The 13,719-nt window shown below is 68.1% G+C and carries 17 protein-coding genes; 14 read left to right on the forward strand and 3 right to left on the reverse strand.

The features are described from left to right. Window positions 1-31 precede the first annotated feature (31 nt). The 14 genes from moxG (at window position 32) to tdh (ending at window position 12,230) form a co-directional block, all read left to right on the forward strand. Window positions 32-550 carry a cytochrome c(L), periplasmic gene (gene moxG / locus NDN16_RS13205; protein ID WP_251114043.1) on the forward strand — a complete coding sequence of 173 codons (519 nt, stop codon included), beginning with the start codon at window positions 32-34 and terminating at the stop codon, window positions 548-550. A gap of 31 nt (window positions 551-581) precedes the next feature. Then, window positions 582-926, forward strand: a complete 345-nt coding sequence (locus NDN16_RS13210) for a methanol dehydrogenase [cytochrome c] subunit (protein ID WP_435301099.1) — start codon at window positions 582-584, stop codon at window positions 924-926. 115 nt (window positions 927-1,041) lie between these two features. Beyond that, window positions 1,042-2,079: an AAA family ATPase gene (locus NDN16_RS13215; RefSeq protein ID WP_435301100.1), complete on the forward strand. Its 1,038-nt coding sequence runs from the start codon at window positions 1,042-1,044 to the stop codon at window positions 2,077-2,079. Next, window positions 2,076-2,975, forward strand: coding sequence for a DUF58 domain-containing protein (locus NDN16_RS13220; protein ID WP_251114044.1), 900 nt, complete (start codon window positions 2,076-2,078; stop codon window positions 2,973-2,975). Before NDN16_RS13215 ends, NDN16_RS13220 begins: the two co-directional genes overlap by 4 nt. Continuing rightward, window positions 2,972-3,877, forward strand: coding sequence for a nonribosomal peptide synthetase MxaA (locus tag NDN16_RS13225; protein ID WP_251114045.1), 906 nt, complete (start codon window positions 2,972-2,974; stop codon window positions 3,875-3,877). Before NDN16_RS13220 ends, NDN16_RS13225 begins: the two co-directional genes overlap by 4 nt. Further along, the gene (locus NDN16_RS13230) at window positions 3,874-4,902 is read left to right on the forward strand and encodes a vWA domain-containing protein (protein WP_251114046.1); all 1,029 of its coding nucleotides are present in this window, start codon (window positions 3,874-3,876) and stop codon (window positions 4,900-4,902) included. Before NDN16_RS13225 ends, NDN16_RS13230 begins: the two co-directional genes overlap by 4 nt. Next, window positions 4,899-5,471 (forward strand): hypothetical protein, encoded by a 573-nt coding sequence (locus tag NDN16_RS13235; RefSeq protein WP_251114047.1) that lies wholly within the window; start codon window positions 4,899-4,901, stop codon window positions 5,469-5,471. The genes NDN16_RS13230 and NDN16_RS13235 overlap by 4 nt, the downstream gene beginning before the upstream one ends. Beyond that, window positions 5,468-6,388: a vWA domain-containing protein gene (locus NDN16_RS13240; RefSeq protein ID WP_251114048.1), complete on the forward strand. Its 921-nt coding sequence runs from the start codon at window positions 5,468-5,470 to the stop codon at window positions 6,386-6,388. Before NDN16_RS13235 ends, NDN16_RS13240 begins: the two co-directional genes overlap by 4 nt. Beyond that, a complete protein-coding gene (locus tag NDN16_RS13245) occupies window positions 6,385-6,915 on the forward strand; it encodes an SRPBCC family protein (RefSeq protein ID WP_251114049.1) in 531 nt (176 codons plus the stop codon). The genes NDN16_RS13240 and NDN16_RS13245 overlap by 4 nt, the downstream gene beginning before the upstream one ends. 64 nt (window positions 6,916-6,979) lie before the next feature. Next, entirely contained in the window at window positions 6,980-8,071 is a 1,092-nt protein-coding gene (locus NDN16_RS13250) for a siderophore-interacting protein (RefSeq protein ID WP_251114050.1), read from the forward strand. A 67-nt stretch (window positions 8,072-8,138) separates the two neighbouring features. After that, window positions 8,139-9,323, forward strand: a complete 1,185-nt coding sequence (locus NDN16_RS13255; RefSeq protein WP_251114051.1) for a M20 metallopeptidase family protein — start codon at window positions 8,139-8,141, stop codon at window positions 9,321-9,323. Window positions 9,324-9,335: 12 nt separating this feature from the next. After that, entirely contained in the window at window positions 9,336-9,899 is a 564-nt protein-coding gene (locus NDN16_RS13260) for a helix-turn-helix domain-containing protein (RefSeq protein ID WP_251114052.1), read from the forward strand. 86 nt (window positions 9,900-9,985) lie between these two features. Further along, entirely contained in the window at window positions 9,986-11,188 is a 1,203-nt protein-coding gene (locus NDN16_RS13265; protein WP_251114053.1) for a glycine C-acetyltransferase, read from the forward strand. Between the two features lie 10 nt (window positions 11,189-11,198). Then, window positions 11,199-12,230, forward strand: a complete 1,032-nt coding sequence (tdh, locus tag NDN16_RS13270; protein WP_251114054.1) for an L-threonine 3-dehydrogenase — start codon at window positions 11,199-11,201, stop codon at window positions 12,228-12,230. Between the two features lie 43 nt (window positions 12,231-12,273). On the opposite strand, the gene NDN16_RS13275 is transcribed toward tdh, so the two are convergent. From NDN16_RS13275 to nadC, 3 genes are all read right to left on the reverse strand, one after another. Further along, window positions 12,274-12,555 carry a type II toxin-antitoxin system YafQ family toxin gene (locus tag NDN16_RS13275; protein WP_251114055.1) on the reverse strand — a complete coding sequence of 94 codons (282 nt, stop codon included), beginning with the start codon at window positions 12,553-12,555 and terminating at the stop codon, window positions 12,274-12,276. Continuing rightward, window positions 12,542-12,802: a type II toxin-antitoxin system RelB/DinJ family antitoxin gene (locus NDN16_RS13280; RefSeq protein WP_251114056.1), complete on the reverse strand. Its 261-nt coding sequence runs from the start codon at window positions 12,800-12,802 to the stop codon at window positions 12,542-12,544. Before NDN16_RS13280 ends, NDN16_RS13275 begins: the two co-directional genes overlap by 14 nt. 61 nt (window positions 12,803-12,863) lie before the next feature. Next, window positions 12,864-13,712 carry a carboxylating nicotinate-nucleotide diphosphorylase gene (nadC, locus tag NDN16_RS13285; protein WP_251114057.1) on the reverse strand — a complete coding sequence of 283 codons (849 nt, stop codon included), beginning with the start codon at window positions 13,710-13,712 and terminating at the stop codon, window positions 12,864-12,866. Window positions 13,713-13,719: the final 7 nt, after the last annotated feature.

Consider the following 13,719-nt stretch of genomic DNA (forward strand, 5'->3'; position numbering starts at 1 on the left):
GCAATTTCGGGTTCACAGGAACGACAGGCTCATGACGCTCAAGACGATCTTTCTTGCCGGCGGCGCCGCACTGGCCCTCACCTTCGCGGCGGCGGCACAGATGCAGTTCAGCCATACGGTCGAGGGTACGCCCCTCGACCTCTCCTTCGCCCCCGAGGAAGGGCGCGACACGGAGGCCGTGAAGGCCTTCCTGCAGACCGGCGTCAACCAGTACAACGAGCAGCCGGACGCGTTGAAGGAGGGGGAGGAACTCTACCTTACCGCCTGCTCCGGCTGCCATGGCCATACGGCGGAGGGCAAGCTCGGGCCGGGGCTGAACGACTCCTACTGGACCTACCCGAAGAACGAGACCGACAAGGGTCTGTTCGAAACCATCTACGGCGGCGCGCAGGGGATGATGGGCCCGCAATACGGCCATCTCAACCTCGACGAGATGCTGAAGGTGATGGCCTGGACCCGGCACCTCTTCACCGGGGATCCGAGCGAGGCCGTGTGGCTGACGCGCGAGCAGCGCCAGTCCTTCAAGCCCTACGGAAGCGAAGGCGGTTGAACCGCTGAAATCAGAACGGGAGGATACCGACATGCATGGAACGACACGCACGCTGGCCCTGGCCATGGCGGCCGCGATCGGCCTTGGCGCCGCCCCGGTGCTGGCCTATGACGGCACCAACTGCAAGGAGCCCGGCAATTGCTGGGAGCCGAAGCCCGGTTATCCGGAAAGGGTCGAGGGTTCGGAATACGATCCGCAGCACGATCCGGCGGAACTGAACAAGCAGATGGAATCCATCGCCGCCATGGAAGAGCGCAACGCCAAGCGCCTCCAGCATTTCAAGGATACGGGCGAATTCGTCTTCGACGTCAACCGCATCGAGGAGGCGTCCGCGGAAGGCGCATCCCCGACGCCGGAGGGCGGCACGGCCAACTGAGCCGTCGTCCGGCAGGGCGCCGCGCGGCGCGCGTTCGGGGCAGCACGGCCCGGACGCCCGGCGCGGCGCCCTTGTTTCCAGACTTTGTATCCATGCGATTTCGAACGGTCGGGACATGCAGATTGCGATGAGGCCGGATGCGACGACGCCACTCGCCATCCGGGACGAAGCCATGGAATTCGAGCGGGCGCTTGCGAGCGTCGTCATCGGGCAGGACGCCGCGATTCGCATGATGACGATCGCCATACTGGCGCGCGGACATGTCCTGCTGGAAGGCGATGTCGGTGTCGGCAAGACGACGTTGCTGCGCGCCGTCGCCCGCGCGCTCGGCGGGCCGTACCAGCGCATCGAGGGCACGATAGACCTGATGCCGGGCGACATGCTCTACAGCGCCTTCGTGGGCGAGGACGGCCGCCCCCGCATGGAGCCCGGGCCGCTGCTGGCGCGGGGGGAAGACCTTGCCGTCTTCTTCTTCAACGAGATCAACCGCGCGCGCCCGCAGGTCCATTCGCTGCTGCTGCGCCTGATGGCCGAGCGCAGCACCACCGCTTTCCAGCGCGAGTTCGCCTTCCCCCATTTGCAGGTCTTCGCCGACCGCAACAAGGTGGAGCGCGACGAGACGTTTGAACTGCCTGCCGCCGCGCGCGACCGCTTCTTCATGGAGATTCCCGTGGAAGCGCCGGAAGAGCGCGGGCTGCGCCGCGCCCTCGCCTTCGACACGCGCTACCACGACGCCGACGCCCTGATCGCCGAGATACAGCCCGGCATCCTGCCCTATCGGGAGCTCAACCGGCGGGCCGACACGATCCAGGCCCATGTGCGCAGCAGCCGCGCCGTCGAGGATTACGTCGTCTCGCTGTGGGATGCCGTCCGGCATCCGGCGCGGCACGGGCTGGCGCTGCCGGGCGTCGACATGGAGCGGCTGGTGGACGGAGGCGTCAGCCCGCGCGGCGTTTCGGCGCTGGTGCGGGCCGCACGCGTCCACGCCTTCCTGGAGGGACGGGACGCTCTCGTGCCGGAAGACGTCCGCGCCGTGTTCCCTTGCGTGATGGGCCACCGCATCTTCCTGGCGCCGATGTACGAAATACGCCGGGACGCGATCGTGCCGGCGCTCATCGACGCGCTGTTCGGCCAGGTGGCCGCCCCCGCATGAGCGACTCCGGCCGGGTTTCCGAAAGCCTCCTGCCGGACGGGGTCGAGCGTTTCGCACAGCTTGCCTACCGCCTGCGGCTTCCGGCGCGCGGACTTCGCCCGGGCGGGCATCGCGGCCGACAGCCGGGCGCGCAGGGTCTTTTCGATATCCATGTACCCCTGACTGAGCGGCCCGATCCGCGCCGCCTCGACCTTCGCGCCTCGCTGCGCGACCCGTTCGGAACACTTCTCGTGCGCCGCTACCGCATGCCGGCCGAAACCGATGTCCATGTGATCGTCGACAGTTCCGCTTCCATGGCTGCCATCGGCCGCGTCGAGCGGTGGCAGGTGGCCACCCATCTGGCGGCCGGCCTTGCCCATATGGCGCGGCGCGCCGGCGACCGCGTCTCCCTGACGGCCGGCAGCGACGGCGCGCCGCTGCACCTTGCACCCAACCGGCGGCGTTCCATCGCCGGGGAGGTTCTCGGAGCGCTCTCCGCGATGGCGCCTGCAGGCCATCGGCTGGACGGGCTTCTGGCGGGCATGGCGGCGCTGCCCACACGGCCGGGCATCGCCTTCCTGATTTCCGACTTCGCCTTCCCGCCGGCCATCACGGACCGACTGGTTGGCGCGCTCTCGCGGCACGACCTGCGGCCATTCGTGCTGGCCGACAGCCTTCTCGACGCACCGCCGGCACGCGTCGGGCTGGCGCAACTGCGCGATGCGGAAACCGGCCGGCGCACGACCGTGCTCATGCGCCCCGCGCTGGCCGCGCGGTGGCGCCGGGCGGCCGAGGAGCATGCGCGCGGCCTCGAGCGGGTGTTCGCCGCGCACGGCGTCTCGCCCATCATCGTCTCCGATCAGATCGACGTGGACCGCCTGCTCGAAGCCTTGCTGGCCGAAGGGCCCACGCCATGAGGCGTCGTCGTCTTGCCGGCCTTCTCGCAGTGCTGATCGCGACGGCCCCCTGCACGTCAGCCGGGCAGGACACCGCCCCGACGGTGGAAACCCGGCTGCCCCGCGCCTTCGGATATTTCGTCGGCGATGTCCTGGACTATCGCGCGATCATCGTTCCGCCGCCGGGTTACGGGCTGGACGGCGCCTCGCTGCCGCAGGTCGGCCCCCTCGACTATTGGCTCGACCTCGTCGCCATGGACGTCGACGAGACCGACGGCGTCGTGACGATCGACCTTCGGTACCAGGCGTTCTACGTGCCGCTCGAGCCGTCCGAGCGGATCTTGCCGGCGCAACGGCTGCGCTTCCTTGCCGACGAAGGCGATGGTGCGCCCGTCGAAGCCGCGTTGCCGTCCTTTTCCTTCGTGATGTCGCCGCTGCGCCCCATCATGCAGCGCTCCCGGCCCGAAGCGATGCAGCCGGACATCCTGTCCCGCGCCATCGATACGCGTCCGCGCCAATGGCAGGTCGCAGGCGCGTGGGCGCTGTTTGCGCTCACGCTCCTGGCTTTGCTGCGATATCGCGGGCTTTGGTCCTTCGGCCATCGCCCGCCGCGCCCTCTCCGGCTGGCGGCCCGCCGCTTGCGCGCCCTGTCCCGCAGGCCGCAAGCCTACGGCCAGTCCCTCGCCGTCCTGCATCGGGCGCTGGATGCCGCCCATGGACGCCGCCTGTTCGCCGGCGACCTCGATGCCTTCGCGGCGCACGCACCCCGTTACCGTGCCGGGCGCGCCGACCTCGAGCGGTTCTTCGAGGCGTCACGCCTGTACCACTTTTCCGAGCGCCCCGACGAGGCGGCCCGGCTGCTTCCGCCGGAGGCCCTGCTGCCTCTGGCCCGCCGCCTGTCCGCGCTGGAGCGTGCGCCATGATTCCCCTGGCCTTCGACCGTCCCGAAATTCTGATTGCGCTGCCGATGGCCCTGCTGCCGTTCCTGCTGTCCCTGCTGCATCCCGTTTCCGTGCCGCAGACGGCCATCGCACCGGCGGATACGCTGTCCCGCATCGTCGCGGCCGCGCTGCGCGCCCTCGCGGCGCTCGCCATCGCCGCGCTGCTCGTCGGCCTCGCGGGGCTGAAGCGAACGGACATGCAGGAGGCGAGAACGGGCCTCGGTGCACATCTGGTTCTGCTGCTGGACCGGTCCAGTTCCATGGACAACACCTTCGCCAACCGCCGTCCGGACGGCACGGAAGAATCCAAGGCGACGGCGGCCAGGCGCCTGTTGGCCGAATTCGTTCGCGGGCGGGCCCAGGACAAGGTCGGCGTCGTGGCCTTTTCGACCGCGCCGATGCTGGCCGTGCCGCTGACCGACCGGATGGACACGGTGCATGCCGCGATCGCGGCGATGGACGAGCCGGGCCTGACGCAGACCAATGTCGGACGCGGCCTCGCCATGGCGCTGTCGCTGTTCGACGACGAGCCGGCCACGGCGTCGCGCGCCGTGGTGCTGGTGTCCGACGGGGCCGGCGTCATCAGCCGCGACGTCCAGGAGGAGCTGACCGACATGGTCGCCCGCCAGCCGGTGAACCTCTACTGGCTTTTCCTGCGCACCGAAGGCTCCAAGGGCATCTTCGAACCACCGGCAAGGGGAGAGATGGATACCCCGCAGGTGCGTCCCGAACGCCATCTCGACCTGTTCCTGCGGCGGCTGGGCGTCCCCTATCGCGCCTTCGAGGCCGAGAATCCCGATGCCGTCGCGGCGGCAATCGCCGAAATCGACCGCCTGGAAGCACGTCCGCTGACCTATCTGGCGACGATCCCGCAAAAAAGCCTTGCGCCGCTGGCCTACGGCGTCGCCGCGCTATCGCTCGCCCTGCTGGCGCTGGCCAAGGCGGTCGAGCGGTCGCCCTTTCCCGGCAGGCCGCTGCCGCCTTTCCGTGCGGAGGACACGGCATGACCGGCCTTTCTTATCGGGTCCGAGACCGGATCGCGACCGGATTTCTCCTCACGGCGGTCCTGGCCAGTTGCACGCTGGCCATCTGGGCCAGCGTGCAACTGGTGGCCGAGCAACGCGACAACCGCGCCATCGCGGCCCTTGGCTCGGGCATCGAGGTCGAGACGGCCAGCCGGCGCGCCGAGGTTCTGTTCGCGCAGTCGCGCTATCTCCTGCGCCGGGACCGTCCGGACGAGGCGGAAGCCCTGTCGCCGGCCATCGCGATGGCTGGCAATTCCGGCCTTGCGGCGGCGCATGCCTACAATCTCGGCAACGGCCGGATGCGGCAGGCCTTCGCCATGGTGGACGATAATCGCATCGATGCGGCCATACCGGTGGTGCGGGTGGCGCAGGAGGATTATCGCCGCGCGCTGCGGACAGATCCCGGAGATTTCGACGCCAAGTGGAACCTCGACCTCGCCAGCAGGCTGGTCCGCGCCTTTCCCCGCGCGGCGGCCGAGGAAGAGGAAGACGGCAGCCGCCCCCGCAACATATGGACGGACCTGCCGGGCCTGCCGCGTGGCCTGCCATGAGGGCCGGCTTCGCGCTGCTGGCGCTGGGCGCCGGGCTGGCGGCGCTGGCCGCGGCCACGCCTTCCGTGCCGGCGGAAACGTCGGTCCGCAACATCCTCTTCACCGTCGATATCACCGGCAGCATGAACGTGCGCGATTACGGGCCGCCTCAGGCGCCGCACAGCCGGCTCGACGCGGTGCGCCGCGCGTTGCCGGCCCTCATACGCGGCCTCCCCTGCGGCTCGCGCGCCGGACTTGCCGTCTTCGCCGAACGCCAGAGCTTCACCTTCTTCCGTCCGGTAGAGGTCTGCGCCAACTATACGCCGCTAAGCCAGGCCATCGAAAGGCTCGACTGGCGGATGGGCTGGGACGGCGACAGCCGTATATCGTCCGGCGTCGACAGCGCGCTGCGCTTCGCGGCGGACGACGGCGCCGACCTCGTATTCCTGACCGACGGGCACGAGGCGCCGCCCTTGCCCCATGGCGGCCGCAAGCCCATGCGCAACGACGGCGGCGTCGGCGGGCTCATCATCGGCGTCGGTGCGGACAGGCCGTCCCCGATACCCCGTCACGACGAGCGTGGGCGCGAAATCGGCTTCTACCGCATGGAGGACATGGTGCACGGCTCGCGCATCGGCGCGCCCTCGCCCACCGCGTCGTCCGAGCCCGGCTTCCATCCGCGCAACAACCCGTATGGCGAAGCCGATCTCAACGGCTCCGAGCATCTCTCGGCGCTGCGCGCCGGCTATCTGGAGGCGATGGCATCCGAAGCCGGCCTCGGCTTCGCGCGGCTCGAGGATCCGTCCCTGTCCGCCCGCCTGATGACCACCACGCGCGCCGTTGCGCTGGCCGGCCACCGCGACCTGTCGCCCCTCTTCGCCATGGGGTCGCTGGTCGCCGCCGTTTCCGCCCTGCTCGTCAACAGGAGACCCCGATGATACGCACGATCCTCCTTCCCGCCGTTCTTGCAATCGGCGTCATGGCCGCTCCCGCCATGGCCCATGGGCCGACACCCCAGAAAGTGGACGAGACCGTCGTCATCGACGCGCCACCCGAGAGGGTATGGGCGGTGATGGGCGATTTTGGCTCCATCGCGGACTGGAGCCCCGCCGTCACCGAAGCCACCGTCTCCAACGGCAACGAGCGTGGCTCGCACCGCACCCTGACATTGCCGTCCGGCACCGTGACCGAAGGGCTGGATGCCCATCGCCCGGAGTCCATGCGCTATCGCTATCGCCTTCAGGGCGAAACGGAAGCCCTGCCGGTCTCCTCCTATACCGCCGAGATGAAGCTGGAGCCGGAGGGCCAGGCAACGAAGGTCACCTGGCTCGGCCGCTTCTATCGTGCCGACACCAACAACGAGCCGGCCGAAGGCAAGACCGACGAGGATGCCGTACGCGCCATGACCGAATTCATCCGCACCGGGCTCAACGGCCTGAAGCGGCAGGTCGAGGGCGGAAGCTGAAACTTGACTTTGAATGTCTAGTTAAATAGCCCTTCGACCGGTTATCCGGTCCGGAGGTCGAACGATGGTATTGCATGCCTGGTCGCGCATCGAGGTGGCCGAAGCGCAGTCGCTGCTGGATGCGTTGTGCAGCCATTACTCCGAGCATGGCCAGGTGACGCATGGCGACGGAACGGCGCGCATCGTGGTCAGCTTCGGCGAAGCCCGGCTGAGCGTGGTGGACGGGGCGCTTCACGCCATCGCCGAATCCCGTGACGAGACCGGCCTTGCCTATGTGAAGATGGGCGTGACGAGCCATGTGCTGGAATTCGCGTCGCAGCCCGCCCCGACCGTGCGTTGGCAGGGAGACGGCGTCAGCGGCGTGCAGCCGCCGTTTTTCCGCGTGATGCAGGTGGTTTCCAGCCGCCGCATCACGCCGCACATGCAACGGCTGACCCTGTCGGGGCAGGATATCGGGCGGTTCGCGGCCGGCGGCCTCCATATACGCCTCGTCTTTCCGCCACGCGGGCGCGTGCCCGTCTGGCCCGTCATGGGAGAAGACGGCATGCCGGTCTGGCCGCAGGGCGAGGACCGGCTCGTGCTGCGCGTCTACACCATCCGCGCCATCGACGTCGCGGCCGGCACGCTCGATGTGGACATGGTGCTCCATCCCGGCGCCGACACGCCGGGCGCAAGCTTCGCCGAAACCGCCGAACCGGGCGACCTCGTCGGCATGACCGGGCCCGGCGGCGGCTTCCTGCCGCAGGCGCGGCGCATCCTGCTGCTGGGTGACGAGACCGCCCTGCCCGCGATGGCGCGCATTCTGGAAAATGCCGCGCCGGACGCCTCGGCGACCGCCTTCATCGAAGTCGACGGGCCCGCCGAAGAACAACCCATCGCCGCCGCCTGCAAGGCCGATATACGCTATCTGCACCGCCTCGGCGCACCGGCGGGCACGACGCGGCTGCTTCAGGATGCACTGGAAAGCGTCGCCGCCGACGGTATCGCCGACGACCTCTATATCTGGGCGGGCTGCGAGTTCGATGCCTTCAAGGCCATTCGACGCAGTGTCCGGAAGGATCTGAAGGTGGCCAAGGATCGCCATCTCGTCGCGGCCTACTGGCGGCGCGGGGCGGCGGGAGACGAGGCGCGCAGGGGCGCACGCGGCGACGACTGACCGCGCGGCCGCTTCCAGCGGAGGGGCGCGCGGCCTATAAGGACGGTCCTGAAGGAAGGAGCCGTCGATGAATCGCATGGTCAACGATCTCGGATCGCGCGTCGAAGCCATGGCGGCGGAAGACGAAGCGCGGCTGGTCGCCATCCGGCGCGATCTGCATGCCCATCCGGAAACCGGTTTCGACACGGTGCGCACGGCCTCGATCGTGGCCGACGAACTGCGTGCGCTGGGCCTCGCCCCGCAGACCGGCGTCGGGCAGACCGGGGTCGTGGCCGAGATCGCCGGCGGACGGCCGGGTCCCGTCCTGGTGCTGCGAGCCGACATGGACGCGCTGCCCATCGCCGAAGAAACCGGCCTGCCCTTCGCCAGTTCGGTGCCCGGCAAGATGCATGCCTGCGGGCACGACCTCCATACGGCCACGCTGCTGGGCGTTGCACGCGTCCTGCGCGACATCGCCCCCGGCCTCGCCGGCACGGTCCGGCTGATGTTCCAGCCGGCGGAGGAAACCCCGGTCAGCGGGGCAGAGGCGATGATCCGCGACGGGGTGCTGGACGGAGCCGACATGGCGCTGGGCTTCCACAACTACCCGGAAGTGCCCGTCGGCCGGTTCAGTTACGTCCGCGGTGTCGCCAACGGATCCTCCGACGATTTCGACATCGTCCTGCGCGGGCGGTCCGGCCATGCCGCCAGCCCGCACCAGACAAGCGATCCGATCATCGCGGCGGCGCTCCTCGTGCTGCAGATCCAGACCGTCGTCTCGCGCGAGATCGATCCGATGCTGCCTGCGGTCGTGACCGTGGGTGCGCTGCAGGCCGGCGATACGCACAACATCATCCCGGAACGCGCGATCCTGCGCGGCACCGCCCGTACCCAGTCCGACGCGGCACGCGCAACGATCGAAGCGGCCCTGCGCCGGCTATGCGCCGGCATCGAAGCCTCGATGCGGGTGACGGCGGACCTCGACTGGCAGCGCGGCACGCCATGCCTGGAAAACGACGCCGGCATCCTGGCGGCGACGGTGGACGTGGTGCAGGCCCATTACGGCCCGGTCGCCGACGAGAAGCCGGCCGACCTCGGCGCCGAGGACTTCGCCTTCGTCTCGCAGATCGTACCCACCTTCCAGCTCGGCGTCGGCTCGGGCCAGCCCGGCCGCCAGGACAGGCTGCACAACGCCGATTACCAGCCCGACGAGGGCTGCATCCGGCATGGTGTCGTCGCGCTATCCCTGGCGGCGGCGCGGCTTCTTTCCTGACGGGAGAGCACCATGGAAACGCCGCGCATCGGCCCCATCCTCCAACGCGAGCGCAAGGCGCGACGCCTCTCGCTGGAGCAACTTTCGGCGCTGTCGGGCGTATCGCGCTCCATGCTGTCGCAGATCGAGCGCGGCAGCGCCAACCCGACCTTTGCCGTGCTCTGGAGCCTGACGCGCGCGCTCAAGATCGATTTCTCCGACCTCGTCGGCGGCGCGCGCGCCGCGCCGGTGGAAGAGCCGGCAGTCGAGATCGTCTCCGCCTTCAACACGCCGGAAATCCGCAGCCCGGACGGTTCCTGCCGGTTGCGCATCCTCAGTCCGCCGCGCCTTGCCGGCCTGACCGAATGGTACGAGGTGGAGATCGCACCGCGCGGACGGCTGGACAGCGCACCGCATGCGCCCGGCGCGTTCGAGCACCTCACCGCGCTGACGGAAGGTCTCAGCGTCACCAGCGGCGGCGTTACCCGCCCCCTGTCGCTGGGCGAGACGGCGCGCTACAAGGCCGATATCCCGCATGCCATCGACAATCTCTCGGATGCGCCGGCGCGCGCGCTGATGGTGCTGCATTACGGCTAGGAAGCGGGCGAATTCAACCGACGCTGCCTTGCCATATTTCCGGTATACTGTAATTTCCAATATCGTGGAATTATGGAGAGGCGATCATGGCCCTTGGCTTCGCAGACCATCTGAAGGCGACGCTCGCCGAGATCGAGGCCGAAGGCCTCACCAAGCGCGAGCGCCTGATCGCCGGCCCGCAAGGCGGCCGCATCGCCATCGAGGGCCGGGGAGGCCGGCGTGAGGTCATCAATCTCTGCGCCAACAACTACCTGGGCCTCGCCGACCACCCGGAGGTCATCGCCGCCGCGCATGCGGGGTTGGATGCGTTCGGCTTCGGCATGGCCTCCGTCCGCTTCATCTGCGGCGCGCAAACGCTGCACCGGGAGCTGGAGCAAGCCATCGCCAGCTACCTCGGCAAGGACGACGCCATTCTGTTCGCCGCCTGCTTCGACGCCAATGGCGGCGTCTTCGAGCCGCTCCTCGGCGCCGAAGACGCGATCATCTCGGATTCGCTCAATCATGCCTCCATCATCGACGGTGTCCGCCTGTGCAAGGCGGCACGCTACCGCTTTGCCAATGGCGACATGGACGAGCTCGAAACGCGGCTGAAGGAAGCCGACGCCGCGGGAGCGCGCTTCAAGCTCATCGTCACCGACGGCGTCTTCTCCATGGACGGTTTCGTGGCCGACCTGCCGTCCATCTGCGCCCTCGCCGAGCGCTACGGCGCGCTGGTCATGGTGGACGACTGCCATGCCACCGGCCATCTCGGCGCGGAGGGACGCGGCACGCCCACGCTGACAGGCGTCGGAGGCAAGGTGGACATCATCACCGGCACCCTGGGCAAAAGCCTCGGCGGCGCCATGGGCGGCTTCGTCGCCGCCTCGCAGCCGGTTATCGACCTGCTCCGCCAGCGGGCGCGCCCCTATCTCTTCTCCAACAGCCTTGCGCCGTCTGTTGCGGCAGGCTCGCTGAAGGCCATCGAGATCGCGCGACAGGCGGACGATCGCCGGGCACTGCTGAGCCGGCATACCGAGCGTTTCCGCAGCGGCCTTGCCGAGGCCGGCTTCGATCTCCTGCCCGGCTCGACGCCGATCATCCCGGTGATGCTGCACGAAGCGCGCAAGGCGCAGGACATGGCGGCCGCCCTGGACGAGCGCGGTGTCTATGTCGCCGGCTTCTTCTTCCCCGTCGTGCCGAAGGGCAAGGCGCGCATCCGCACCCAGATGTCGGCGGCGCTGACGCCGGACGACGTCTCATTCGCCATCGACGCATTCAAGGATGCCGGCAAATCGCTCGGCATCATCTGAGGTATCATCCATGAAAGCTCTCGTGAAAACCCGGCCCGAGCCGGGCCTCTGGCTGGAAGAGCAGCCGGTGCCGTCCATCGGCCCCGACGAGGTACTGATCAAGGTCAACAAGACCGGCATCTGCGGCACCGACATCCACATCTACGCATGGGACGAATGGGCCAGCCGCACCGTACCGGTGCCCATGGTGGTCGGCCATGAATATGCCGGCGAAATCGTCGAGACGGGCGCGTCCGTCCGCAATCTCAAGGTGGGTCAACGCGTCTCCGGCGAGGGGCATGTCATCGGCATGCAGAGCCGCGCGGCGCGCGGCGGCCGCTTCCATCTCGATCCGGAAACGCGCGGCATCGGCGTCAACATCCCGGGCGCCTTCGCGCAATATGTCAAGCTGCCGGCCTTCAACGTGGTGCCGCTGCCCGACGATATCGACGACGAGATGGGCGCGATCCTCGATCCGCTCGGCAACGCGGTGCATACGGCGCTGTCCTTCGACCTCGTCGGCGAGGACGTGCTGATTACCGGCGCCGGGCCCATCGGCATCATGAGTGCGGCGGTGGCCCGCCATGTCGGCGCACGCCATGTCGTGATCACCGACATCAACCCCGCGCGCCTGGAACTGGCCGGCCGCGTCGCCGACGTGACGCCGGTCAACGTAGCGGAAGAGGACCTGCGGTCCGTCAAGTCGCGGCTGGGCCTCAAGGAGGGGTTCGACGTCGGGCTGGAGATGAGCGGCTCGCCCGCCGCCTTCGATCAGATGGTCGACCAGCTACTGATGGGCGGCAAGATCGCCATGCTCGGCATTCCGCCCCGTCCCGCGCCGGTCGACTGGACGAAGATCGTCTTCAAGATGCTGACGATCAAAGGCGTTTACGGGCGAGAAATGTTCGAGACCTGGCACAAGATGCTCGCCATGCTGCAAAGCGGCCTCGACGTGCGGGGCGTCATCACCCATCGCATGGATGTCGCCGACTACCGCGCAGCCTTCGACACCATGATGAAGGGCGAAAGCGGCAAGATCGTCCTGGACTGGTCGAAGGCCTGAAAATGCAATCGTCACCGTGACTGCGGCGGCGGCGCCGCTGCAGTCACAAACCAAGTTCTGCGTGAGAGCCGAGACGAACGAGTTGCAGGGTCCGATCGTCCGGCTTGCGGTAAATAAGCAGCAGGTCTGGCCGGATATGGCAGTCCCTATAATCACGCCAATTCCCGGTTAGGGCGTGGTCGCGATGCTTCACATGGAGCGGATTATCGCACGCCAACGCGTCGATTACCGATAGAAGTTCTCCTTCGAGCGTGGTTCGATGACGCCCTCTTGCCTCACGTTTGAGATCGCGTCTGAACGCGTTTGTCTGCTCAATGCTGCGCACGGATGGCGGATCGCAACTCATCGATCGTCACGGCTTCGAGCTTTGCTTCTCTTGCTTCACGCATTGCCGCGATCGTCTCATCGTTCGGTACCAACGGCTCGAACGGCAGGGCTTTCTCGCGCGCTACCCGGGTCAACATCAGCCGAACCGCATCGGATACGGTCAGGCCCATCGCCGCAAGAACAGCGGTAGCCTCATCCTTTACGTCGCCGTCTATACGCGTCTGCACCAGCCGGTTCGCGCCCATGATTCAACCTCCATGCTGCATGACAATGTAATGCAAAGACAATCCATTTGCGAGGACTCGCTCAGTCCAGATGGTCGAAGCCGATGTCCAGGATCGCGGCCGAATGGGTGATCCATCCGCATGAGATAAGGTCCACCCCGCTGGCCGCGATGGCGCGGGCGGTTTCCGGCGTGATCCGCCCCGAGGCTTCGCTGATCGCGCGCCCGGCAATGATCTCGACGCCCTCCGCCAGCATGTCCGGGCCCATATTGTCCAGCAGCACCGCGTCGACCCCGATCTCCATGGCCTCCCGAAGCTGGTCGAGGCTGTCGACCTCGAGTTCGATCTTCACCATGTGGCCGGCATGGCTGCGGGCGCGCTGAAGGGCGGGGCGGATGCCGCCTGCGATGGCAACGTGATTGTCCTTGATGAGGATCGCGTCGTCGAGCCCGAAGCGGTGGTTGCCGCCGCCGCCCGCGCGCACGGCATATTTCTCCAGCGCGCGCAGGCCCGGCGTCGTCTTGCGGGTGCAGACGATGCTGGCCCGGTATCCCCCGACGGCCTCGACGAGGCCGGCCGTCGCCGTGGCGATGCCGGACAGCCGGCACAACAGGTTCAATGCCGTCCGCTCGGCGGTCAGCAGGCCTCGCGTCGGGCCGGACAGGGTCGCGATCGCCTCGCCTGCCCGGACAGGTGCGCCATCCGGTCGATGCACAGTCATCTCGATGGCCGGGTCCATGATCCGAAACGCGATGCGGGCGAGGTCGAGACCGGCGACGACACCATTTTGCCGCGCGCCCAATGCAAGGCGCGAACGATGATCCGGCGGCACGATGGCGTCGGTGGTGATGTCGCCGGCGCGTCCAAGGTCTTCCAGCAGCGTGGCGCGCACCACCGGCTCCAGCATGATATCGGGCAAGGGTGTCAGCATGGTCTCC

Origin of the sequence: Aureimonas altamirensis, assembly GCF_023702225.1 — a bacterium.
Taxonomy (GTDB): domain Bacteria; phylum Pseudomonadota; class Alphaproteobacteria; order Rhizobiales; family Rhizobiaceae; genus Aureimonas; species Aureimonas altamirensis_B.